Annotated in this window: 23 protein-coding genes and 2 pseudogenes; 9 read left to right on the forward strand and 16 right to left on the reverse strand. The window is 75.2% G+C overall.

Features of this window, described 5'->3' with window-relative positions; genetic code table 11:
- The first annotated feature begins 347 nt into the window (after window positions 1-347).
- From J2S46_RS04640 to J2S46_RS04655, 4 genes are all read left to right on the forward strand, one after another.
- Window positions 348-557, forward strand: a complete 210-nt coding sequence (locus J2S46_RS04640) for a ferredoxin (protein WP_191293839.1) — start codon at window positions 348-350, stop codon at window positions 555-557.
- A 68-nt stretch (window positions 558-625) separates the two neighbouring features.
- Window positions 626-1,843, forward strand: a complete 1,218-nt coding sequence (locus J2S46_RS04645) for a cytochrome P450 (protein ID WP_370882300.1) — start codon at window positions 626-628, stop codon at window positions 1,841-1,843.
- Between the two features lie 123 nt (window positions 1,844-1,966).
- Entirely contained in the window at window positions 1,967-2,119 is a 153-nt protein-coding gene (locus J2S46_RS04650) for a hypothetical protein (protein ID WP_191293837.1), read from the forward strand.
- A gap of 214 nt (window positions 2,120-2,333) precedes the next feature.
- Entirely contained in the window at window positions 2,334-2,621 is a 288-nt protein-coding gene (locus J2S46_RS04655) for a hypothetical protein (protein WP_191293836.1), read from the forward strand.
- Between the two features lie 293 nt (window positions 2,622-2,914).
- On the opposite strand, the gene J2S46_RS04660 is transcribed toward J2S46_RS04655, so the two are convergent.
- The 4 genes from J2S46_RS04660 to J2S46_RS04675 all read right to left on the reverse strand — a co-directional run bounded on the left by J2S46_RS04660 (window position 2,915) and on the right by J2S46_RS04675 (window position 5,088).
- Entirely contained in the window at window positions 2,915-3,895 is a 981-nt protein-coding gene (locus tag J2S46_RS04660; RefSeq protein WP_191293835.1) for a hypothetical protein, read from the reverse strand.
- A gap of 161 nt (window positions 3,896-4,056) precedes the next feature.
- A complete protein-coding gene (locus tag J2S46_RS04665) occupies window positions 4,057-4,341 on the reverse strand; it encodes a DUF427 domain-containing protein (protein ID WP_073923667.1) in 285 nt (94 codons plus the stop codon).
- A gap of 220 nt (window positions 4,342-4,561) precedes the next feature.
- Window positions 4,562-4,804: a DUF6296 family protein gene (locus tag J2S46_RS04670; protein WP_073923666.1), complete on the reverse strand. Its 243-nt coding sequence runs from the start codon at window positions 4,802-4,804 to the stop codon at window positions 4,562-4,564.
- Between the two features lie 50 nt (window positions 4,805-4,854).
- Window positions 4,855-5,088 carry a DUF2277 domain-containing protein gene (locus J2S46_RS04675; protein ID WP_073923665.1) on the reverse strand — a complete coding sequence of 78 codons (234 nt, stop codon included), beginning with the start codon at window positions 5,086-5,088 and terminating at the stop codon, window positions 4,855-4,857.
- A 430-nt stretch (window positions 5,089-5,518) separates the two neighbouring features.
- On the opposite strand from J2S46_RS04675, the gene J2S46_RS04680 reads away from it, so the two are divergent.
- Window positions 5,519-6,736, forward strand: a complete 1,218-nt coding sequence (locus tag J2S46_RS04680; RefSeq protein ID WP_191293834.1) for an MFS transporter — start codon at window positions 5,519-5,521, stop codon at window positions 6,734-6,736.
- Between the two features lie 98 nt (window positions 6,737-6,834).
- Here J2S46_RS04680 and J2S46_RS04685 read toward each other — a convergent pair whose 3' ends face one another.
- Both J2S46_RS04685 and J2S46_RS04690 read right to left on the reverse strand, forming a co-directional pair.
- Window positions 6,835-7,368: a gamma carbonic anhydrase family protein gene (locus J2S46_RS04685; RefSeq protein WP_191293833.1), complete on the reverse strand. Its 534-nt coding sequence runs from the start codon at window positions 7,366-7,368 to the stop codon at window positions 6,835-6,837.
- 210 nt (window positions 7,369-7,578) lie between these two features.
- On the reverse strand, window positions 7,579-8,145 hold the full coding sequence (locus tag J2S46_RS04690; protein WP_191293832.1) for a DJ-1/PfpI family protein: 567 nt from the start codon (window positions 8,143-8,145) through the stop codon (window positions 7,579-7,581).
- A 218-nt stretch (window positions 8,146-8,363) separates the two neighbouring features.
- Between J2S46_RS04690 and J2S46_RS04695 the strand changes: the two genes are divergently transcribed.
- Window positions 8,364-8,909, forward strand: coding sequence for an RBBP9/YdeN family alpha/beta hydrolase (locus J2S46_RS04695; RefSeq protein WP_191293831.1), 546 nt, complete (start codon window positions 8,364-8,366; stop codon window positions 8,907-8,909).
- Between the two features lie 85 nt (window positions 8,910-8,994).
- On the opposite strand, the gene J2S46_RS04700 is transcribed toward J2S46_RS04695, so the two are convergent.
- Window positions 8,995-9,294 carry a hypothetical protein gene (locus tag J2S46_RS04700; protein WP_191293830.1) on the reverse strand — a complete coding sequence of 100 codons (300 nt, stop codon included), beginning with the start codon at window positions 9,292-9,294 and terminating at the stop codon, window positions 8,995-8,997.
- Window positions 9,295-9,522: 228 nt separating this feature from the next.
- On the opposite strand from J2S46_RS04700, the gene J2S46_RS04705 reads away from it, so the two are divergent.
- Entirely contained in the window at window positions 9,523-10,803 is a 1,281-nt protein-coding gene (locus J2S46_RS04705) for a glycerophosphodiester phosphodiesterase (RefSeq protein ID WP_191293829.1), read from the forward strand.
- Window positions 10,804-10,936: 133 nt separating this feature from the next.
- Here the strand turns inward: J2S46_RS04705 and J2S46_RS04710 are convergent.
- Window positions 10,937-12,461 (reverse strand): annotated as a pseudogene (locus tag J2S46_RS04710) (FAD-dependent monooxygenase).
- Window positions 12,462-12,620: 159 nt separating this feature from the next.
- Here J2S46_RS04710 and J2S46_RS04715 point away from each other — a divergent pair.
- Entirely contained in the window at window positions 12,621-13,379 is a 759-nt protein-coding gene (locus tag J2S46_RS04715) for a TetR/AcrR family transcriptional regulator (RefSeq protein WP_191293828.1), read from the forward strand.
- A gap of 143 nt (window positions 13,380-13,522) precedes the next feature.
- Here J2S46_RS04715 and J2S46_RS04720 read toward each other — a convergent pair whose 3' ends face one another.
- From J2S46_RS04720 to J2S46_RS04750, 7 genes and pseudogenes are all read right to left on the reverse strand, one after another.
- Complete coding sequence (locus J2S46_RS04720) at window positions 13,523-14,899, reverse strand: condensation domain-containing protein (RefSeq protein ID WP_191293827.1); 1,377 nt, start codon at window positions 14,897-14,899, stop codon at window positions 13,523-13,525.
- Window positions 14,900-15,252: 353 nt separating this feature from the next.
- Entirely contained in the window at window positions 15,253-16,314 is a 1,062-nt protein-coding gene (locus tag J2S46_RS04725) for a hypothetical protein (RefSeq protein WP_370882301.1), read from the reverse strand.
- A 138-nt stretch (window positions 16,315-16,452) separates the two neighbouring features.
- On the reverse strand, window positions 16,453-16,752 hold the full coding sequence (locus J2S46_RS04730) for an MTH1187 family thiamine-binding protein (RefSeq protein ID WP_073923656.1): 300 nt from the start codon (window positions 16,750-16,752) through the stop codon (window positions 16,453-16,455).
- Between the two features lie 142 nt (window positions 16,753-16,894).
- A complete protein-coding gene (locus J2S46_RS04735; protein WP_191293826.1) occupies window positions 16,895-18,517 on the reverse strand; it encodes a M35 family metalloendopeptidase in 1,623 nt (540 codons plus the stop codon).
- 195 nt (window positions 18,518-18,712) lie between these two features.
- Window positions 18,713-19,906, reverse strand: a complete 1,194-nt coding sequence (locus J2S46_RS04740; RefSeq protein WP_191293846.1) for a M20 metallopeptidase family protein — start codon at window positions 19,904-19,906, stop codon at window positions 18,713-18,715.
- A 201-nt stretch (window positions 19,907-20,107) separates the two neighbouring features.
- A pseudogene (locus J2S46_RS04745) lies at window positions 20,108-20,535 on the reverse strand (STAS domain-containing protein); the annotation flags it as partial.
- 43 nt (window positions 20,536-20,578) lie between these two features.
- Window positions 20,579-20,749: a hypothetical protein gene (locus J2S46_RS04750; RefSeq protein WP_191293824.1), complete on the reverse strand. Its 171-nt coding sequence runs from the start codon at window positions 20,747-20,749 to the stop codon at window positions 20,579-20,581.
- Between the two features lie 397 nt (window positions 20,750-21,146).
- Here J2S46_RS04750 and J2S46_RS04755 point away from each other — a divergent pair, with 397 nt between their 5' ends.
- Window positions 21,147-21,848, forward strand: coding sequence for a DUF4232 domain-containing protein (locus J2S46_RS04755; protein WP_191293823.1), 702 nt, complete (start codon window positions 21,147-21,149; stop codon window positions 21,846-21,848).
- A 117-nt stretch (window positions 21,849-21,965) separates the two neighbouring features.
- Here J2S46_RS04755 and J2S46_RS04760 read toward each other — a convergent pair whose 3' ends face one another.
- Window positions 21,966-23,024 (reverse strand): LacI family DNA-binding transcriptional regulator, encoded by a 1,059-nt coding sequence (locus J2S46_RS04760; protein WP_191293822.1) that lies wholly within the window; start codon window positions 23,022-23,024, stop codon window positions 21,966-21,968.
- Between the last annotated feature and the right edge of the window lie 10 nt (window positions 23,025-23,034).

Here is a 23,034-nt window from a genome sequence, read left to right on the forward strand (position 1 = left end):
CGTTCGGGGGGCGGTCCGGCCCGGAGGTCCGGCCTCGACCGCACTCCAGAATCTACAACATTTTCGAACAGTTTTGCACTCAATGCACCACGGAGTATCTCCGTCGCCAGGCGCGGACGACCCGAAGGCCCCCTCCCGGGCATGGCCGGCACTCCGCCGCGCCGCCCGCCCCAGGGCCCAGCCGTCCGTCCCGGGCCGGCGGCCTGCTCCCCCACCCCCGTTAATCGGCCATTCTCGTCCCGCCCGGCCCCGCACCATTCGTGTGCGACAGAGTGGCCGCTAGGTTGTGTGGACGCCAGTGGAGGACGGCCCCCGCCGCCCGCCGCCGCCCCACGGAGGTGTTCCGCATGCAGGTGATCCTCGATCAGGACCGTTGCTGCAGTTCGGGCCAGTGCGTCCTGACCGCGCCGGAGGTGTTCGGGCAGAGCGACGAGGACGGTCTGGTGACGCTCCGCCGGGCGCGCCCCGAACCGGGCCTGTACCCCGACGTCCGGCTGGCCGCCGTGCTCTGCCCCGGCGGCGCCATCACCGTGGAAGAAGCCACCGGGACACCGTGACATCCGCCGCGCGCCGGCCGCCCGCCCCGGGTGGCCGGCCCCGCGCGCGGCCGGAAACGGAAGGACTCATCGTGACGACCACACCCACCGCGCCCGCCCTCGCCCTCCCCGCCGCCCACGGCAGCTGCCCCTTCGACCCGCCGCCCGCCTACGACCAGGCCGCCCGCCAGGGGGCGGTGACCCCGGCGGAGCTGCCCGACGGCGCGTTCTGCTGGCTGGTGACCGGCCACCAGGAGGTCCGGACCGTCCTGTCCGACCCGCGCTTCAGCGCCGACGCCCGCCACCCCGGCTTCCCCTTCCTCACCCCCGGCCGCCGGGCCCTGGCCGTGACCAACCCGAGCTTCATCCGGATGGACGACCCCGAGCACGCCCGGCTGCGCCGCATGGTCACCAAGGACTTCCTGGTGCACCGGGTCGACGCGATGCGTCCGGGGATCCAGCGGATCGTCGACGAGACCATCGACCGGATGACCGCCGCGGGCACCGGCGCCGACCTGGTCACCGACTTCGCCCTGCCCGTCCCCTCCCTCGTCATCTGCCTGCTGCTCGGCGTCCCGTACGAGGACCACGAGCTGTTCCAGGCGCAGAGCAGGACGCTGCTCGACAACCGTGCCACCCCGGCGGAGGTCGAAGCGGCGCAGCGCGGACTGACCGGGTACCTGACCGAGCTGGCCGCCCGTAAGAGGAGTCACCCGGCCGACGACATGCTGAGCAGGCTGGCCGCCCGCGAGGACGTCAGCCCGGCCGAGATCGCGGCGACCGGGCTGCTGCTGCTCGTCGCCGGGCACGAGACCACCGCCAACATGACCGCGCTGTCCACCGTCGCACTGCTGCGCCGGCCCGAGCAGGCCGCCCGGCTGCGAGCCGATCCGGAGCTGCTCCGGGGCGCGGTGGAGGAGTTGCTGCGCTACCTCACCATCGTGCAGTCCGGGCTGCCCCGGGTGGCCGTCGAGGACGTGGAGCTCGGCGGCACGCTGGTCCGGGCCGGCCAAGGCGTGCTGGCCATGCTCTCCACCGCCAACCGGGACGAGCGGCTCTTCGGTGCGCCCGGCGAAGGCGCGGCCGACGAGCTGGAGGTGTCCCGCGACGCCCGCCGGCACCTGGCCTTCGGCTTCGGCGTCCACCAGTGCCTCGGTCAGCCGCTGGCCCGGGCCGAGCTGCAGATCGCGCTGGAGACCCTGCTGCGCCGGCTGCCGGGCCTGCGGATCACGGTGCCGGAGGATGAGCTGGTCTTCCGCGGCCACTCGGTGGTCTACGGCGTCGACTCGCTGCCGGTGGCCTGGTGAACCCGGTTGGCCCCGATGCCGGGCCGGAGGCACGCTGGAGGGAGGCACAGACCCGGCCCGGCGACCGCCCGCAGCGACGGCCGGCCTCGGCCGGCCGAGGCGAGGGAGTTCGCCATGTCGGACATGAGCGCACGCGCACAGGCGAGCAGCGACCAGGGCGAGGACGTCCGCGCGGCGGACCCGGAGGAGGGCATCACCTCGATGCAGAACATGCACGCGCAGGAGACGTCGCAGGCCGAGGGCGACACCTACGAGGAGATGGAGGGGCGGTCCTGAGCGCCGTGGCGGGGCCGCCGCCGCACGGCGGAGGCGGACGGACGGCGGATTCCGGGGGGCCCGCGACGGGCTCCGGGCGGCGGACGCGGTGCGGCGGCGGTGTCCGGCGGACCGGGACGACGGGCGGGGACCTCCCGCGTGGGCGGGTCACGCGGTGCGAGGCGCGCGGGCGGCCGCTGCCGGGCGGAACTGCCGGCCGGGGCGGTGAGGTGCGATGAACACCTGGGCGACCTGGACCACGCAGAGCATCATCAGCGGCCCCGGGGGCGTCGAGACGGCCGAGGTGGGCCCGATCTCCGGCGACCTCACCATGCACACCACCTGGGTGGACGGCGAGGCGCGGCTGACGGTGCAGTACACCGGCGCGCTGGACTGGTACACGGTGGTCGGCAGCCCCGTGCCGGCCGCGGACGAGACCACCGCCCGCGCCATCCACCAGGCCATGGTGGTCGCCTGCAAGGCGGGCCACGGCGCGCACGCGCCCGCGGCGGAGGCGCAGTAGCGGGAGGAGCAGCAGGAGCGGGAGGAGCAGCAGGAGCAGCGGTGGCGGCGACGACGGCCCGGACAGCCGGGCCCGGACGGGAGCCGGCCGCCCGTCGGCGGCAGCAGCCGGACGGGCGGCCGGCTGCTGCCGCGGTACGGCGGCGCGGTACGGCGGGACGGGGATCCGCCGGGGCCGGGATCCGGCGGACGCGACGCACCGGGACCGGGTCCGGTGCGCCGCGGTCCGGCGGGGCTGCGCCGCGGTGGGACCGGGACTCAGGCGCCGTACGGCAAGGCTCCGGCGCGGTGCGGTCAGCCGCGCTTCTTCCGGGCCACCGGCCGACCGGTACCGGAAGCGGGGGCGGCCGCCGTCCAGTAGCCGGGGTCGACCGCCCGGCGACCTCGCAGGTCCGCCCGGATCTGGCGGGCCAGCTTGGCGGTGTCGCGGCGGTTGATGTGCGCCCCGATGCCGGCCCCGATCAGGAGCGGGGCGAGCGAGGGAAGCCTGCGCAGCGAGCTGCGGGTGAGCCGCTGGCGCAGCCGCCCGCGGACTTCGCTGCCGACCGCCATCGCGGCGAGCCCGGCGGGTTTCACCAGGAGCGAGGAGTCGATGCCCCGCCGGTTGGCCCAGGAGGTGACGTAGGCACTCGCCCGCTGGGAGCCGTTGCCGGGGGCGGGCACACCGTAGACCTCGTGCAGTTCGGCGATCAGTTTGATCTCCACCGCGGCCACGGCGAGCGTCTCGGCGGCGATCTCGACCGCCATCGCGGGCGGCACCGGCAGCATCGCGGCGGCGCCGACGCCCGCGCCGAGTGCGGCGGAGGCCCTGCAGGCCCCGGAGGTCAGCAGGTCGGCCAGTTGTTCCGGGTCGGCGACGTCCGGGTGGTGGCTCCGGAGGGTGGCCAGGTTGCGGACCGGGATGCGCGGCGCCGCCACCAGCAGCCGGTCGGCCAGGGCGCGCCCGCCGAACCCCGCGCCCTTCGCCGCCACCCGGCCGCCCCGGCCGAGCTGCTTGGCGACGGAGCCGACCAGCCGGGCGGCGCGCTGCCGTCCGCGCTCCTGGACCAGTGCCGACTCGACCAGACTCCCCGGGGCCGGGCCCTCGCCGGCAGGTCCGACGGCCTCGGGCAGCCCTGCGGCCGCTCCCTCCGGGACGGCCTCCGCCGGGCCCCGTTCCATCCCCTCGACCAGCTCGGCCAGGTCCTCGGCCAGCCGGCCGGGCGTCGGTTCGCCGGTGTCGGCCGTCCGGCCGTCCGGCTCGCCGGACCGCTTGGGCTTCCTGAAAAGTGCCATGCACTGCGCCTACCCGAACCGGTGCGCGGGCACGCCTGGGCCGGGACGGCGACCGGGCGCGGCCACCCGCCCGGTCCTGGACGCGGGGCGACCGGGTGACGGGCCGCGCCGGCGGACGAGGTCGTACCGGGCACCCCGCCCGGGCCGGGCACCGTCCGTGGTCAGTCGCTGATCTCCACCCCGCGCCAGAACGCCACCTTGTCCCGGACGTGGGCCGCCTCCGGCTTCGGGTCCGGGTAGAACCAGGCGGCGTCCGGGTTGCTCAGACCGTCGACGTGGACGGTCCAGTAGCCGGCCGTGCCCTTCCAGGGGCAGACCGTGGTGGTGTCGGAGGCCCGCAGGTGCTCCACCCGCACGGACGCGAGCGGGAAGTAGTGGTTGCCCTCGACGATCGTGGTCTCGTCACTCTCGGCGATGATCGTGCCCTGCCAACGCGCAGTTGTCATGCGCCGATTCTGCCCCAGGACGGGCGTCGCCGGGCCAAGAACCCCGACGGGCCCGACGGCCGGGCCGGCCGCCCCCGGACAGCCGCACGTCCCCCGGAGCGGCTCGGGTGCCGGCCCGGGGGACGCACGGGTGGGGTACGGGTGGGGTACGGGTGGAGTCGGAGCTGCTCGGGTCGAGCAGGTAGGGGCGGGGGCAGGGCTGCGGACGTCCGGACGCGGCTCAGGCCTGTGGCAGCGGTTCGGCGTGCACCGGCAGGTGCGGGGACTGGTGGCCGCCGGAGGCGAGCATCCGGACCTCCCCCGAGTCGCTGATCTCGGCCCGGACGATGCCCGAGGCGTCCTCGTAGACGGGGTGCCCGCCGGGGCCGGTGGCGCTGGTCCAGGACACGATCACGACGTCCTGGGGGGCCTGGGTGCCAGGCGTACCGGGGAACGTCAGGGCGTACCGCTTCTCGTCGCTCATGAACAACCTCCTCGTGCACCCCGGCCGGATCCGAGGGAGCCGGACAGGACCTAGGCCGACTGTTCCACGCGGCCGGCCGATCCGCGCACCTCCAGTTCCCCGAGCAGGCGGGCGGTGGCCTCGGCCACCGCCTCCACCGCACGGTCGAAGGCCTCACGGTTGTGGGCGGCGGGTGCCCGGAATCCCGACACCTTGCGAACGTACTGCAGGGCGGCGGCGACGATGTCCTCGTCGTGGACCTCGGGCGTGACTGGTGGCCTCAACGTCTTGATACTGCGACACATGCCCCCAGTCTCGCGCGCGGAAGGCCCCGCGGCCAGCGCCCCGGCCGGATCCCCCGCGGACCGGGCTCGGCCGTTCGGACTACTGTCGCATCGGCGGGCACGGCAGTTCGGGACGTCCGGCCCGGGAGACCCGGTGGCGACCCGCCGCGGGACCGCCGCCGGGCCGCGGCCGGGCCCCTCGCCGGCCCGGGAGGTGTCCGGAGCGCACTCGCGGCCGTATTAAGATTCTGAACGAACAAACCGCTGCTCCGAACGGCCTTCCGGGCCCGACGCCGCACCACGGCCCCGGGCCCGCAGCCGTTCCTTCCGCCCCTGTTCCACTCCCGCCCGCCCGCCGCACACACGGGCCGGGTAGACCTGCACCAGACCAGCTTCGTCAGTGCTGCCGGAGCCCAACCGCCCGTGACCGGGCGTCACCCGGGAGACCGTCATGCCACTGGCGCTCGTCGCGCTGGCGATCACCGCCTTCGCCATCGGCACCACCGAGTTCGCCGCCATGGGGCTGCTCCCCCAGGTCGCGGACGACCTCCAGGTCTCCATCCCGCAGGCCGGCTGGCTGATCTCCGCCTACGCGATCGGCGTGGTGATCGGTGCGCCGCTGCTGACCGCCGCGGCGGCCAGGATGCCGCGCAAGGCCGTCCTGGTCGGTCTGGCGGCCCTGTTCACCGTGGGCAACCTGCTCTGCGCCCTCGCCCCGAACTTCTGGCTGCTCGCCGCCGCCCGACTGATCACCGGCCTGCCGCACGGCGCGTTCTTCGGGGCCGGCGCGGTGGCGGCCGCCGAACTGGCCGCCCCGCACCTGCGGGCCCGGGCGGTGGCCGTGATGTTCTCCGGTCTCACCCTCGCCAACGTGGTCGGCGTGCCGGCCGCCACCCTGCTCGGCCAGCAGCTGGGCTGGCGGGCCACCATGCTCGTCGTCGTCGCCATCGGCGCGGCCGGCACCCTGGCCATCGCCCGGCTGGTCCCGCACCTGCCCGCCCCCGAACGGGCCGGGCTGCGCCACGAGCTGAGCGCCTTCCGCAGCGGGCAGCTCTGGCTGGCGCTGGGCACGGTCGTGTTCGGCTGCGGCGGCTTCTTCGCCTGCTACAGCTACATCACCCCGCTGCTCACCGAGGTCTCCGGGTTCACCACCGGCTCGGTGACCGGCGTGCTGGCCCTGTTCGGCGTCGGCATGACGGTCGGCAACGTCGTCGGCGGCTACGCGGCCGACCGTGCCCTGCGGCCGGGCATCTGCGCGTCCTTCGTGCTGCTGGCGCTCACCCTGGCCGCCTTCTCGGTGACGGCCCGGGCCGAGTGGTCGGCGGCGCTCACGGTCGTCCTGGTCGGCCTGTTCGGCTTCGCCATCGTCCCCGGCGTGCAGACCCTGGTGCTGCAGAAGGCACGCAACGCCCCGACCCTCGCCTCGGCGACCGTCCAGGGCGCGTTCAACCTTGCCAACGCGCAGGGGGCGTTCTTCGGCGGGCTCGCGATCGACGCCGGACTGGGCTGGACGGCGCCCCCGCTGGTGGGGGCCGGGCTGGCCGGGATCGGCGCGCTGATCGCCGTACTCGCCTGGGCCGCCGACCGGCGGGCCTGCGCCGGCCCCGGGACGGGTCCGGCCGACGGGAAGCCGGCCGCTGCCTCCGTGCCGGTGGCGTCGGCCCACTGACGGCCCGCCATCAGGAGCCGGCGGCGCCCGCCGTCCTCCGGCAGGCCCCCGCCCACCGTCCTCCGGCAGGCCCTCCGGCCCCGAGGGGTCAGCCGGGGTCAGACCTCCAGCGGTTCGACGCCCCGGTGGGCCTCGGCCAGCAGCCGGTACCCCTCGCCGTTGGCCTTGATGCCGGCCAGTTCCTCCTCGCCGACCTCCCGCCGCACCTTGGCGGGCACGCCCGCGACCAGTGAACCCGGCGGGACCACCATGCCCTGCGGGACGACCGCACCGGCGGCCACCAGGGAGCCGGCTCCGATCCGGGCGCCGTTCAGCACCGTCGCCCCCATGCCGACCAGGACGTCGTCCTCGACCGTGCAGCCGTGCAGGACCGCGTTGTGCCCCACCGAGATCCGCTCGCCCAGCAGCAGCGGGAAGCCGGGGTCGGCGTGCAGGGTGCAGTTGTCCTGGATGTTGGTACCGGCGCCGACCGTGATCGGGCCCGCGTCGCCGCGCAGCACGGCGCCGTACCAGATGCTGACGTCGGCGGCGACGGCCACCGAGCCGACCACCACCGCGTTGGGCGCGACGAACACCGACGGGTCCAGCCGGGGCACCAGCCCCGCCACCGCGGCGATCAGCGGCTCTGCCATGTCTCGTCCTCCTGCTCCGACCGGTGGGCCCCATGATCGCACCGGGGACGGCGGCGGCCGACGGCAGGTCACCCGGCGGAAGGCGGCCGCCCCGGCAGCGGGAACCGGACCGGGAGCGGGCGCGCGACGGCGGTGGGACGGCCGCGGCCGTGGGCGGGGAGTTCGGGAGCGGGGCCCGGGCTGTCAGGCGCCGGGGCCCCGCCGTCAGGGTCAGGCCACCGGGGCCTTCACACGGAGCACCTCGACGAACGCCCGGATCCAGGCCGGGTGGTCGGGCCAGGCGCGGGCCGAGACGACCACGCCGTCCACCACGGCCTCACCGTCCACGAACTCGCCGCCGGCCGCCTGGACGTCCGGCTGGAGCGCCGGGTACGCGGCGCTGCGCCGGCCGTTCAGAACGCCGGCGGCGGCCGTGATCAGCGGGCCGTGGCAGATCTGCGCGACCGGCTTGTCGGTGTCGAAGAAGTGCTTGACGATCCGCTGCAGCTCGGGGTTGTTGCGCAGGTACTCCGGGGCGCGGCCGCCCGGGATCACCAGGGCGACGTAGTCGGCCGGGTCCACCTCGTCGAAGGCCAGGTCGGCCGGCCAGGTGTAGCCGGGCTTCTCGGTGTAGGTGTCGAAGTCGTCCACGAAGTCGTGGACGACGAACTGCAGCCGCTTCCGGGCGGGCGCCGCGATGTCGACCTGGTACCCCTCCTCCTGCAAGCGCTGGTAGGGGTAGAACACCTCCAGCGACTCCGCCGCGTCACCGGTGACAAGCAGGATCTTCGATGCCATCGCTGAGCAAACCTCCATGATCGACCGTCGGACGTGCCGGTGCGCGGCCGGTGACGTCGCCGGCCGTGACCGAGATCAACCTCCCCCACCGGGACCGGCGCGCAACAGGGCGCACCGGATCACTCGAAGCACACCGAACCGCGGACGCGCCGGGGGCGTGGGGTGCGCGCCCCGTAGAATCCCGCGGCATACGCCGCCCCCAGGAGGGATCACCCCAGATGGCACCCCAGCCCGCCTACCTCGTCCTGCCCGGGTACCAGAACTCCGGCCCCGAGCACTGGCAGAGCATCTGGGAGCGCGAGGACCCCGCCTTCCGCCGGGTGGAGCAGGAGGACTGGGACCACCCGGACGCGGACGCCTGGACCGACGCCCTGCAGCGTGCCGTGACCGGCCGGCCGGGCCCGGTGGTGCTGGTCGCCCACAGCCTCGGCTGCACCACCGTGGCGCGCTGGGCCGCCCGCACCGCGTCCGCGGGCAGCTCCGGGGTGCTGGGCGCCCTGCTGGTGGCCCCGCCCGACGTCGACCGGGCCGAGGTCCCCGAGATCGAGGGCTTCCGGCCGGTGGAGCTCCGGCCGCTGCCCTTCCCCAGCATCGTGGTCGCCGGCAGCGACGACCCCTGGTGCACCCCCGAGCGCTCGCGCCGGTTCGCGGACGGCTGGGGCTCCCGGTACGTCGACCTCGGGCCCCGCGGACACGTCAACGCCGACTCCGGACTCGGCTCCTGGCCCGAGGGCCGGGCCCTGCTCGACCTGCTGACCGCCTGACACCCGACCGCCCGCCGCCCGCCGCCCGACCGCCCGCCCGACGCCCAGCAACCGCTGACCGGACGGCGGCCCAGGGACGGCGGCCTCAGGACGGCCCGAAGGCGTACCCCGCGAGGCCGGCCACCAAGGCGTTGGCGGCCGCCCCCGCCGCCGAGGCCGCGAGGAACTGCTCGCCCGGCGTCCGCTCCGGCAACGGCCACAGCACCGGCGCCACCAGGAAGCCCGGCATCGTCCAGAGCGCGAGCGTCCCGCGCAGGCCGGCCCCGGCCCCGCCGTGTCCCCGTGCCGCTTCGCGGCCGGCTCCGGCGGTCAGCAGCAGGTAGCCCGCGAGGTAACCGGTCACCGGTCCGGCGCCGGCGAGGAGAGCGAGCATGCTGTGCGACATGCCCGTCATCCTCCCGGGCCCGGCGGCCCGGCGCCTGAGTACGGGTACTCAATCCCACCCGCCGACCGGTCCGTCGGAGCCGACCGCGCCCGGTCGACGGCGGGCGAAGGACCGGTGTGCGCGGCGGCGGCCGATCTTCTCCCGCCGTTCGTCGGGCGGCCACCCGGTGAGCGCCCGGCCCTCCTAGTCTGCGGGCGACACCGACAACAGCGCGGACAGGGAGCATCCATGACGGACCGCCCGATCAACGGCACCGGCAGTCACGGCGACCGGACCGACGGAACGGCGGGGAGCGGCGGCGGGACGGCGGGCGCCTCCCGCCGCGGGTTCCTCCGGGCCGCCGGCGCGGTCGGGCTCGGCACCGTCGCGGTGGGCACCGCCGGCGCCGGCGAGGCCGCCGCGGCACCCGCCGACTCCTCCGGGGAGGAGAGCGGGCGGGCCCCCGGCACCACCCCGCCGGTCCGCACCGGCACCGGCCTCGACCGGCTCCCGCACCCGCTGGTGATCGGCCACCGCGGGGCCAGCGGCTACCGCCCCGAGCACACCCTCGGCTCGTACGAACTCGCCCTGCAGCTCGGCGCCGACGTGATCGAGCAGGATCTGGTCCCCACCAAGGACGGCCAGCTCGTCGTCCGGCACGAGAACAACATCGCGGAGACCACCGACGTCGCGGACCACCCGGAGTTCGCGGCCCGCAGGGCCACGAGGACCATCGACGGCCAGAGCCTGACCGGCTGGTTCACGGAGGACTTCACCCTCGCCGAACTGCGCACCCTGCGGGCCAAGGAGCGGCTGCCGCAGCAGCGCCAGCGCAACACGCTGTACGACGGCCGGTGGCCGGTCCCGACCTTCCGCGACGTGATCGACTTCGCCGAGAAGCGCTCGCGCACCCTGGGGCGGGACGTCTGGCTGTACGTGGAGACCAAGCACCCCAGCTACTTCCGCTCGATCGGCCTCCCGCTGGAGGAGCGGCTCGCCGCCGAGCTGCGCCGCGCCGGGCTGGCAGGCCGGCGCGGCCGGGCGATCCTGCAGTCCTTCGAGCCGAGCAGCCTGCAGCGCCTGGCCCAGCTGGTGGAGAACCCGCGGGTGCAGCTGCTGGGCGACGCCGCCTCCCGGCCGTACGACTTCGTGCTCGCCGGGGACACCCGCAAGGTGGCCGACCTGGTCACCCCCGCCGGTCTGAAGTGGATCGCCTCGTTCGCGCACGGCATCGGCCCGACCACCCAGCTGATCGCCCCGGTGGACGCCACCGGCAAGCTGCAGCCGCCGACCACCCTGGTGCCCGACGCCCACCGGGCGGGCCTGGTGCTGCACCCCTACACCGTGCGCAACGAGAACGGCTTCCTGCCCGTGGACCACCGGCGCGGCACCGACCCGGCCGCGTACGGGGACGCCCTCAGCTGGTCCAGGTACCTGTACGAGCAGGGCGTGGACGGGTTCTTCACCGACCAGAGCGACACCGCGGTGCTCGCCCGGGCCGACTTCTGGGCCTCGCGCGGCGTGCGCTGAGCCCCGCTCCGGCGCGGGCCCGGGCGGGCGTTCGACGACGGCCCGCCCGGCCCGACCGGGTGTGTTGTCCGCAGGTCATGAGGGCCTGTTGATTCCGGTCGCGCGGGGGTGTGGTGCTGTCGCGGGCTTGCGGTCAAGGGGTCGGACTGCCGAACCAGCGGCCGGCGGCGTGCCGGAACGTCTCGGGGCCGCCGTCCGAGCCACGGGCCTGGGCCCAGGCGACGACTCCGTCGGGGCGCACGAGTGCGGCGCTGTACCCGAGGTCGTCGGCGGCTGGCCCGGCGGCGTAGTGGATGCGGTCCGTCCAGGCCGTGGCCGCGTCCTTCAGCCGGCGGTCGGCGGTGAAGTCGAGGACGACGCCGTGTCCTTGGTGCAGCAGGTCGGCCAGGCGGGCGCCGTCGGCGAGGCGGAAGTCCGGGCCGGTGCCGCCGACCAGGGGCAGGTCGCTGCCCAGGTCGTAGCGGTGGGCCAGTCCCGAGGTGCTGCGGAAGACGTGGGTGGCCCCGTCCCGGGTGTCGAGCAGGCCGGTGAGCAGCCTGCGCAGGGCGGGGGTGTCGGGGCCGGGCCGCATCGTGGCCACCTGCGCGCGGGACCAGTCGAGGACGGCCGCGCCGACGGGGGTGGCGTTCGGCGGTGTAGGTGTCGAGCAGGCCCTCGGGCGCGGTCCCGTGAACGGTGGCGGCCAGTTTCCAGCCGAGGTTCATCGCGTCGCCGAGCCCGAGGTTCAGGCCCTGGCCGCCGAGCGGGGAGTGGATGTGGGCGGCGTCGCCGGCCAGCAGGACGCGGCCCTCGCGGTAGCTCGTGGCCTGCATGGCGCGGTCGGTGAAGCTGGAGGCGAGGTGGACCTCGTTCAAGGTCGCGTCGGTGCCGCTGACGCGGCGCAGGACCGACTACAGGTGTTCGCGGGTCAGTGGCTGCGAGCGGTCGAGGGCCCCGCCGTCGAAGTCCATCATGCCCAGGTGCCCCTCGAAGGGCGTGCGCAGGTACGTGCCGGTGGGCGTGTGCCGCAAGCCCATGCCCAGTTGCTCGGGGTCCGCGAGGTCCACGTGGGCGACGTAGCCGGTGAACAGCGGTTCGGTGCCGGCGAAGGCGAAGCCGGCCAGCCGGCGCACCGTGCTGCGTCCGCCGTCGCAGCCCACGAGCCAGCGCGCCCGGTGCTCGTGGCCGCCTGCCCGTACGACGACGCCCTCACCGTCCTGGGTCAGGGCGTCCACCCCTGCACCGCGGACGATCCGGGCGCCGAGCCGGGCCGCGCGCCGCTCCAGGACGCCTGCGACCGCGTCCAGGCTGGTCATGATGCCCTCCATGGCCGGGCCGGGGAGCCTCAAGGAGTCGGCGCCGGGGTCGATGCGGCTCGCGTCGACGGGCAGGCCCGCGAAATGGCTCACGTCGCGGGGGGCTGTCGATCCCTGCGGATCGGCTCCGACCCGGGCCGCGTCGACGCCCGAGGCGTCCAGCAGTTCGCGCAGCATCCCGCGGCGGTGGAACGCCTCGACCGACCCGGCGTTCAGGCCCCGTAGGCCGAGCGGGAGCCGCTTCCAGGCGGTGGTGGGCTCCGGGTCCTGTTCGAACACCACCACCGAGCAGCCGGCCAGCGCGAGTTCGGCGGCGAGGAACAGGCCCACCGGGCCGGCACCCACGATCATCACGTCGTACACCTGGAACCTCCTCCAGTCGGAATCCCGCGCGTCGTGCGGGTTTCTCCGGGGGAAGCCGGGGCCGCGAGCGGCGAGCCGGCAACCCGTTTGGAGCGTCGCTCCAATATTGGAACGGTACTCCAACATGGAGCATCGCTCCAACTCTGGCATGATGGGGGTATGGCCATGCAGACACAGCAGTCACAAAGGCGCAGGCAGGTGCTCTCCCGCGAGCGCATCGTCGAAGCAGCCGTCGAGCTGCTGGACGCGGCCGGGCAGGACGCCCTGACGGTCCGGGCGGTGACCGAGCGCCTCTCCACCGGGGCCGGAGCGATCTACCACCATGTGGGCAACATGGGTGAACTGCTGACCGCCGCGACCGAGAGCGTCCTCGTCGGCGCCCTGGCCGCGCGCCCCGAACCCGCCGAAGCCCCTACGGCCGTCCCGGCAGCCGCGGAGGAGATCCGTGGTGTCGCACTGGCCCTGTACGACGCGGTCTGCGAGCACCCGTGGCTGGCGACCCAGTTCGCCGTGCAGCTCACCCGCAGCCCCTGGGGGGCGGTGACACCGCGGGTCTTCGAGAGCATCGGCGGACACGTGCGCACGCTGGGCGTACCCCGACGCGACTGGTTCGCCGCCACCTCGACACTGGTCCACTACATCCTCGGCGCCACCGCCCAGAACGCCCAGGCCCCCGGCGACGCCGGCCGGGGCACCGGCTCCACGGCCGAGCCGGACCGTGCCGCCTACCTCGACGTCGCCTCCCGGGCCTGGCAGGCCCTGGACCCTCACGAGTACCCGTTCATCCACGACATCGCCGAGCAGATGCGCGAACACGACGACCGGGAGCAGTTCCTCGCCGGCATCGACCTCGTCCTCGCCGGCATCGCCGCCACCCGCCCGGCCGCAGACCCCGGCCACCACCCCCAGGCCGGATGAGCCGCCCCGCCCCCGCGCCACCTGCCGGCGGAACCGCCCCGAATCCCACCGCCTCCCCCGTGGGCACGCCCCCTCCCGGCCCGGGGCGGGCAGCAGTCGCGGGCCCCCGGGGCCCCTTGGGCGGCAGGGCCCGGGCGCGGAGGTCAGCCGGCTCCGGTCGCGAGGGCCGCCGCGACCACCAACTCCTCCATGCCGTAGAGGAATCGCTCCATGTCGGGGCGAGGGAGGACGGCGCTGTCGGCGGTCATCGAGAGCTCCAGTGCGCCCGGTGCCTGGACGGCGTCCAGGGCGTAGCTGACGTTGGCGCGCGGCGCGAACTCGACCGGCCAGCTCAGTGTGGTGCGTGACCTCTCCCGGTCCAGCGGCCCGGCGGCCGTCCCCTGCTCCGGCTCCGCCGGCATCAGGTCGCGGGTGTCGTTGAAGAAGCACGAGCGGTCGGCCGCCACGCCGTCCCGCGCCGCGAGGTCGGCGATGTCCTGGTCCAGCAGACGCTTGTCGTAGTAGGCGCTGCGGTAGGTCGCGATCGAGGCGGCGTGGGTGCGGCGCAGCACGTCGGTGAACTCGCCGCCGGCGTCCGGCAGTCGGAACAGCCCCTCGGCGGCCACGGTGCTCACGGCGTGCGCGAGGCCGGGCAGGAAGCGGTTGTTGACCACGACCTGGAGCAGTGCGTCCGGCGCACCGGTGAGCCGGGCCGTCATCGCCGAGGCGGCGGCGAGCAGGACGGAGGAGGGACTCACCCGGAGCTCGGCCGCGACCGTCGGGACCGCTCGGGCCAGGGCCGGGGAGTTGAGCACCGCGTTGGGGAAGAGCGCCGCGGGGGTGCCGGCCGCCGCGGGCGCGGGCGGCGGGAAGAGCCGCTCGGGGCCGAGGGCCAGCTTGCGCTGCCAGTGCTGCCGGGCGTTGGCGTCGCGGCGCCGGCCCCGGTCACCGGCCTGGAAGGCGGCCTCGTCGAGCGGCTGGAGGGCCGGGAACCGTTCGCCCAGCGCCTGCGGGGTGTCGCCGAGCACGATCGCGGTGAGGTCGGTCGCCAGTCGGCGCAGACCCCAGGCGTCGGCCGCGGTGTGGGACAGCACGAAGGCCAAGTGCCTGACCAGGCCGCCGGATTCGACCAGTCCGACCCGGACCGGCCACTCCCGGGCGACGTCGAAGGGCTGCCCCGCCAGCTCGGCGAGCTGCTGCCGGCCGGCGGCGGTCACCTCCTCGCCGTCGGCGCACTCCCGGACGTGGACGGTGAGGCGGCCGTCCCCGTCGACGGTCTGCCGCAGCCGCCCGTCGTCGTCCTGGCTCAGCCGGGTGTGCAGGGAGTCGTGCAGTTCGAGCAGTTGCCCGAGGGCGTCGAGCACGGGGGCCAGGGGTACGCCCGGGTCCACCGGGGCGGCCAGGGAGACGTTGTACCTGGGCGCGTCGGCGGGCCCGAGGCCCCGTACGGTGTCCCAGATCGCCTGCTGGCCCCAGGTGGCCGGGCCGGTGCCGGAGCGGCCGGACGAGAGTCCGATCTCCAGCTGTCGAGTCGTGCTCACGATGGACGTCTCCGATTCGCTGGTCCGGTCGGGTACTTGAGCTGCTGCTGGGCAGATCGCGCAGCCGGCCGGCCGGCAGGTGCCGGTGCGCGCGGCTTCGGTGGCTTCCGGGCCGGCCGGGCTGCGGGGTGCGGGGTGCCCTCGCTGCCGGGTACCCGCCCGGCGCTCCGGATCGCGGAGCCGGCGGCGGAGCGGGTGGGACGCGGAGTGCCCGCGGTGCACCGCGGCCGGGGCGGCGCCGTGCCCCCGTCGGCCTGGCACGAGTGTGACGTACGGTGCGCCGCACGTCGACCCTCGGAGCCGGACCTGGCCGCACGTTCCCGACGCTCCGTCAGGGGGCTTGGCGGGCAGGCTCAGTCGCCGCGGCGCTTCTTCCGCGCGCCGGCGAGCACCACACCGCCGACGACCAGCGCCAGGACGAGCAGGCCACGCCCGGAGACCTTGTCGTCGCCGCTCTTGCCGCCCGAGGCCTCAGCACTCCCCGAAGGAGCGGGAGTTGCACTGCCGGAGGGAGCCGGGGCGGCGGACGGGGATCCGGTCGGCCGGACGCTGTCCGGGAGTTGGGCGTCCTTCAAGGCCACCGGGGAGACCGGGCTGTCCTTGCCCTCGCTGCCGAACAGCACCGTACGGCCGTCGGTGGTGAAGGTGACCGACTCGCCCTGCCGCTGGAACGGCAGGTCCACCGCGCCGAGCAGCTCGGGCGCGGCCTCCTGCCAGCGGTAGAGGTTGGCCCAGAAGTAGCCGCGCAGCACCAGCCGGGTGCCGTCCGGGGAGAAGGCGCCGTCGGTGACCCACGGGACCTCCGCCACCTTGCGGAAGGTGTTGACCGCCGTCGCCGAGAGCGTCTCGGGGCCCTGGTAGAGGTTGCCGCCCTGCTCGCGCTTGCTGGCGATGTACACCCGGCCGGTGACCGGGTGGACCATCAGCGCCTCGGCGTTGCGCGGGCCGTCCTCGTAGTGGACGCGGTAGCGGACGGCGTCGACGGTCTGGTCCCGGAGGTCCTTCGGCTCGGCGAAGGCGTAGATCCACACCTCGGGCCAGGTGCCGTTCAGGTTGTCGCCGATGTCGGCGACGTACAGCCGGCCGTCCGGGCCGAGCGAGATCGCCTCGACGTCCCGCGGCTTCACCCCGCGCAGGGTGATCGTCGCGACGGTGCGGCCGGTGGAGTCGACGCCGTAGACGTAGGGGCCGTCGTCGCTGTCGTTGTGCGTCCAGTAGACGCCCGGGTGGGCGGCGCTGGCCGCCAGGCCGCTGGACTCGGTGATCCGCGGGTCGGAGATGGTGAACTGGTGCACGCCGTCCGCCGCGAGGGCGGGCGGCGCCGTCGCGCCCAGGGCGACGGCGGCGGCCGCCAGCGCCGGCGCGCAGGCCCGCAGCAGCCGGCGCCTCGCGAAGTCTCCCGTGTTCGATCGCACCACCGGACGATCATCGCACGGCCGGTCCGGCGGCACGGAGCCGTCCGGGAAACGGGCCCCGACCGCCGGCGGCCGGCCCGTCCGCTTGCCTACCCGCTTGCCCGACAGGGGCGGCGCCGGGCGGTTCGGGGCGGCCGTTCAGCCGCCGGCCGCCAGATGGCGCTCCACGGTCACCACCTTCGCGGTGAGCCCGTCGGTCACGCCCGCCCGGTCGTCGATCTTGATCACGGTGCTCACCCGGCCGCTGTAGGCCTTGACCGCGTCGATCGCCTCCCGGATGACCGGCATCACCTCGTCCCACTCCCCCTCGATGCTGGTGAACATCGCGTCCGTCCGGTTGGGCAGGCCGCTCGCCCGCACCACCTTCACCGCGGCGGCGACGGCCTCGCCGACGTCCTCGCCGATGCCCAGCGGGGTGACCGAGAATGCTGCGATCACGCTTCTCCTCCTTCGTCAGGGCCCCGCAGCCGGGGCAGCACGAAACTACCCGGGCCGGGCCGCCCGGCGGAGCCCCCGCACCGGGCGGCCGCTTCGGCGCCCGCGTCCGCCCGTACGCGCCCGGGGCCCGGCCGCGTACGGTTCAGGCGCGATGGGGCATCAGCTTCCACAGACCCTGGTAGACCGCCGTCTTCTCCGGGTGGACGCCGCAGACCAGCGTGGTGAGCTGGGCCAGGATCTCCTCCAGCTCGACGATCTGCGCCACCGGGACGATCTGGTCGGCGGCCAGCTCCCCGGTGATCGTGGCGGCCAGCCCGACCTCCACGGCCAGGTTCTTGTCGAGGCCGGCGAGCACCTCGAGGTCCGCCAGCGACTGGGCGGCCTGCTCCTTGACGGCGGGGGCGGAGGCCGGCGGCAGCAAGGGGTCCTTGGCGCGGGCGGCGTCCGCCTTCGACCTGGTCACCAGGTCCCTGGCCTGCACCGTCACCACGCGCCACAGGGCGGCCACGTCGTCCAGCCGTGCCATCCGCAGGCCGACGGCCAGGGCCTGCCATTCGGCCGGGGTGGGCACCCGGTACCTGGCGGTCTCGAAGGTCTTCCCGAGCTCCTTCAGGGCGGCCCGTTCGACGGGCCGGTCGTTGCGCACCAAGAGGTCGGCCAGACGCCTCTTGGCGGCGGCGAACGCGGGCGTCTCGGAACCGGCCGGCTCTCCCAGACCCAGGATCACGGCATCGACGACGAGCGCGGCCAGCGGCACCGGGCCCTGGTTCATCACGGCGTGCGGAATGCTCAGCTGCCGGGACGCGTGCTGGTAGCGGACGGCCGAGCCGTCGACGACCGGCACCGGGACGAGGTCGGTCAGCGCGTTCTTCACCGCCGTGAAGAAGTTGTGGATCTGACCGGCGGTGGCCTTGTCGGTCCGGCTCAGGCCGAACCCGCTGTTGAGCATGCCCTGGTAGCGCGGCTTGATCAGGCCGGCCCGCTCAAGCTCGTCCTCGATCTCCACCCGGGCGGCCAGGTCCTCGTCCGCCAGCCAGCTCGCCAGCTGAACGGCCCGCTCGGCCGTGTCCGCGGCATCCTTCTCCGCCGTGGCCAGGTAGTCGTTGCTGCGGAGCCAGGCCCGGTTGACCGTGATGTCGGCCCAGGCCAGCGCCGGGCCGAGGGCCGACCAGCCCGCGGTCCTGAACAGGGCCCGGCGGATCGCCGGCGTGCGCCCCGGGGCCCGGAGCTGCCCCGGCCGGTCGAGCAGCCCCTCGGCGAGCAGGGCGGCGGCCTCGGCGTAGGTGTCGGCGTTGCACTCGGCCATCGCCGCCGGCAGGTACTCCAGCGCCCAGCCGGAGCGGTACGCGTAGTCCTTCACCGGGAAGGACGGCGCCTCGTGGAGGGCGTGCGACAGCTCGTGGACGAGGGTGACGGTGTGCAGCGGGAGCACCCGGGGCGACGACGACGCCAGCAGGGACGGAGCGAGTTCGATGTCGATCAGCTGCGGCTTCATGCCCCAGCTGAGCCGGGTGCTGGCCCCCATGCCGGCCGGCAGGCTCTCGTTGACCACCAGGTGCACGCCCCCCTTCACCAGCTCCAGCAGCTCCAGGCCGATCTGCTGGAACCGGTCATGGAAGCGCCCGTAGTCGGCCGGGTCGGTCGATCCTGCCAGCACACCCGTCAGGGCGAGCTCCTGCCGGGTGCAGCCCGCGGTGACGCCGTGCACCTGCTGGCTCAGCACCACCAGGACCTTCTTCTCGTCTTCGGTCAGCTCTCGGCTCAAGGGGTTCTCCTCGGTTCCCGGCGCGGGCCGGGCGGCGGTGGTGGTCTGCGGGGGGACGGCGGTGCCCGGGCCCGGACGGCGGGGGCGCCCGCACGGCCGCAGCGTGGCCCACGGCGATGCACAGCGGATAAACGGGCGGGTCGGGGCGGGTACGTGCCTCTTCCCCCGGCACGCCGTGGCGGGCTGCGTACCGCCCTAGCGACGGCGCAGCGCGAGCGCGGCCAGCAGGGCCGCGCCGTCGGCGAGCACCGATTCGTCGAAGGCCGCCTCGGGCGAGTGGTTGTAGGGCGCGTCGGCCGGATCACGGCCGGGCAGAGTGGCGCCGAGGAAGAAGAACGCGCCGGGTACCCGCTGGAGCACGAAGGAGAAGTCCTCGGAGCCGGCGAAGGGGTGCTCCAGCTCCACCCAGCGGTCCGCGCCGAGCAGGTCGCGGGCGGTGTCCGCGACCTCGGCCGCCGCGTCCGGCCCGCTGATCGTCACCGGGTAGTCCTGCCGGTACTCCACCTCGACGGCCAGGCCGTGCGCCGCCGCGATGCCCCGGACCACCGCGGGCAAGACCTCGGCGGCCCTCGCCCCCGCTGCCGGGGAGAAGCTGCGGACGGTGGCGACGAAGCAGGCCTCGTCGGGGATCACGTTGTGGGCGTCGCCGGCGTGGAAGGATCCGACGGTCACCACCACCGGGTCGAAGACCGAGAAGGTCCGGGTGACGGCGGTCTGCAGCGCCGTCACCATCTCGCAGGCCGCCGGCACCGGGTCGAGCGCGGTGTGCGGGGAGGAGCCGTGGCCGCCGCGTCCGCGCACCACCACCCGCAGCCGGTCCGCCGCCGCGAGGATCGGCCCCGGCCGCCCCGCGACCACCCCGGTCGGCAGCACCGCCGAGGTCACGTGCAGCGCGTACGCCGCGCCCACCGGCCGGTCGGCGCCGGCGGCGGTCAGCACCCCCTCGTCCACCATGACCCTGGCGCCACCCTCGCCCTCCTCCCCGGGCTGGAACATCAGCACCACGTCGCCGCCGAGCAGTTCGCGCCGCTCGGCCAGCAGCCGGGCCGCGCCGACCAGGATCGCGGTGTGCAGGTCGTGGCCGCAGGCGTGCATCCGGCCGGGGATCCCGGACTCCGGCGCGCCGGCCGGCGCCCGTTCCTGGACGGGCAGGGCGTCCATGTCGGCGCGCAGCAGGACGGTCGGTCCGTCGCCGCCGCCGCGCAGCACGGCCGTCACCGAGTCCAGCCCGGTGCCGGTGGAGATCTCCAGCGGCAGGCCGGCCAGTGCGTCGAGCACCTTGCGCCGGGTGAGCGGAAGCCGCAGGCCCACCTCGGGTTCGGCGTGCAACGCGCGGCGCAGCGCGACCAGTTCGGGCTGCAGGGTTCGGGCGGCGTCCAGCAGGTCCACGGTGAGCTCCCCCTCGGGCGGTACGGACGACGGTGGGTGCCATCCTCCGCCCGGCGGGCCCGCGAGGACAGGGCTCTGACGCGATCGGGCCGCAGCGGCCGGGGGTGGCTGCGGACGCCGCCGGCGCGCCCACCGGTGGGCGGGTGCGGCCGGCGGCCGTTCAGACCGCGGTGGGCAGCGGCGGCTCCACGTCCAGGGTCCCGGTGCTGCGGGCGCGCGGTGCTGCGCGGCCCAGGTGACCAGCGCAACGGTGCAGGCGTGGTCGAGGTGCCGCAGACCGGACCAGTCGAGTTCGACGGCGCGGTCGGCCGGCAGCCGCTCCAGGGCGTCGAGTAGCCGGGGCAGCCGCAGGAAGGTGGCCTGCCCGGTGAGACGCACCCGCAGCGGGCCGTCCGGGTCCGCGGGGTCCTCCACCCCGATGTGCAGGTGCGAGGTCTGCCAGGCCGACTTCAGGACGGCCAGGCCGATGCCGGCCAGCACCCCTTCGAACAGGTGGTGGCGATGGTCGCGCCCGCGGTGGTGGCCAGCACCACGGCCTCGCCGCGGTGGTCCCGCCAGAGCGCGCCGATCCGCCGGACGGGGACGAGCTTCGCCCCGGCGTGCACCAGCACGGCGGCCAGCGCGGCGACGGTTTGGCCATGCGATGGTCCGTGGGCTGGAGATTGCGCGGGGTCAGGGGCGCTTCTCCTCGGCGCCGCCTTGTTTGTACACGGGGTTGTACTGCTGGCACTTCCGTACGGCTTCCGGGGGGAGTACGGAGCTGAGGTCCAGGCCGCCGCGGGCCTTGTCCACCTTGATGCCCTGGGCGCCGTTCTGGTTGAGGCAGTCCGCATACTCCTGCATGGATGCGAGCCAGCCGTTCCCTCGCCCTTTGCCCTTGCCGGATGCACATCGTGGGCCGTCGGCGCTCGTGGCGGGCAAAGGGAGTTCAAGTCGCGCACGAACGTGCCGATCACTCCCCGCACCGGGCAGGAACCGGACACGCAGCGTCGGCGCCCGCACGGCCGGGCCGCCCCGACCGTACCGGCCCCGCCGGGGGCGGCCCGCACGCCGCGCAGCCCGCCCGCGCAGCCCCACCCGTCCCGGTGGCCGCCCCGGGCCGTGGACCGTCATGGTTCGACCCGGATCGTCACGGCTGGGAACGGTTCGTCACAGCCCGGCACGGCGGGAACCGGGCACCGGGGTCCGTCGCGTCATCTGCGGCAACGAACGAGGACGGCACGGACAGCAGGGGGATCTGATGGAGCGACGTACGAACCGGCCGGGCACCCGTAGGACGGCGGCGACGCTGGCGGCGGTCGGCGCCGCGGCCGCGCTGCTCACGGGGTGCGGCCCCACCGAGGCCGGCGGTGCGGCCGGCCCCTCGGCCGCCGTGCCCGCACCGCCCGTCGGCACGAGCGCGGCGCCGAGCGCCGCTCCGGCCGGCAGCGGGTCGCCCGGCACCGGCGCGACGGCGACGGCCGGCAAGCCCTCGGCCTCCACCGCGCCGGGCGTGCTGCCGGCCTGCGCCGACGCCGACCTCAAGGCCTCGCCCGCCCGGGACGTGGAGCCGAGCCCGGTCGGCTCCTACGTGGTGACCGTGGAGTTCACCAACGTCGGCGGCCACGCCTGCGGCGTGAAGGGATTCCCCACCCTGGCGGGGGCCGGCCAGGGCTCGCCGGACAAGTCCCTGCCGCTCCAGGTGCAGCAGGTCGGTCCGGCGGTGGCGGTCCAGCTGCTGCCGGGCGCGAAGATGTTCACCACGCTCGGTCTGAAGCCGGTGCTGGGCGAGGCGGACGGCTACTGCCCGTCCGGCGCCGCGCCGTTCGCCCCGCCCTCGCTGGTGGTCGGGGTGCCCGAGGCGGGCAAGTACCAGGTCGGCCGGGAGGGCGGCGGGCTGTTCGCGACGTGCGACAAGAAGATCACCGCGACGGCGTTCCTGCCGTCCGTCGGCAAGAAGTGACCTGCCCGGCCCGGGGCGGGCGGGCGACCGTCCGCCCCTGAGCACCGGCCGCCGGGCCCGGGTCTCAGCAATCCGGGCCCGGCGGCCGGTGCTCAGGGTCGGGGCTCGGGCTCAGGCTCAGGCCGACTGCCGGACCACCAGGTTCGGTTCGAAGATCACCGAGGTGACCGGGCCGGCCGGGTTCTCCACCCGGTCCAGCAGCAGCCGGGTCAGCTCGGCGGCCATCTCCTCCACCGGCTGGCGGACCGTGGTCAGCCGTGGCCGGCTGGCCAGCGCGGCGCTGCTGTCGTCGAAGCCGATCACCGCGACGTCATCGGGGATCCGGCGGCCCTGCTCGTGCAGGACGAACATGGCGCCCTGGGCCATCAGGTCGTTGCCGGCGAACACCCCGTCCAGGCCGGGGTTCTCGGCGAGCAGCCGCTCCATCGCGAGTTCGCCGCCGCGCTGGGTGAAGTCCCCCTCCACGCACGGGACGTAGGGGAAGCCGTGGCGGGCCATCGCCTCCCGGAACCCGGTCAGGCGGTCCTGGGCGGCCGGGACGCCGGCCGGGCCGCCGATCATCACGACCTGCCGGCAGCCGCGGGCGGCGAGGTGGTCCGCGGCCAGCCGGGCGCCGTCCCGGTTGGCGAGGTCGACGTAGCTGATCGGGATCGGCCGGACCGGTCGGGCGAACAGGACGACGGGCAGGCCGACTTCGACCAGCCGGGAGGGCAGCGGGTCGTCCGGGTCGGTGGAGACCAGGACGGCGCCGTCGGCGCCACCCTGCTTGAGGTGCCCGACCACCTGGTCCCTGGCCGCGGCGGTGTCGGCCACCATCAGCAGCGGGTGCAGTCCGCGCGGGCGCAGCGCGCCCACCACCCCGCTGAGGGCGCGGCCGAAGAAGGGGTCGGTGAGGACCCGGTTCCTGGCACTGTCCTCGTCCTCCACCTCGCCGGCGACGCCGGAGAGGACCAGCGCGATCGACCCGGCCCGGCGGGTGACCAGCGAGCGGGCCGCGCTGTTGGGGACGTAGCCGGTGGCGGCGATGGCCTCGCGGACGGTCTCCTGGATCTCCAGGTCGACGTTGCGGATGCCGTTGATCACTCGGGAGACGGTCGACCTGGAGACCCCGGCGACCCGGGCCACGTCCTCCAGGGTCGCGGGCCGGGAGGCGGCCGTTCGCAGGGCATCACTCATAGCGGCTTTT

Origin of the sequence: Kitasatospora herbaricolor (assembly GCF_030813695.1) — a bacterium.
Classification (GTDB): Bacteria; Actinomycetota; Actinomycetes; order Streptomycetales; family Streptomycetaceae; genus Kitasatospora; species Kitasatospora herbaricolor.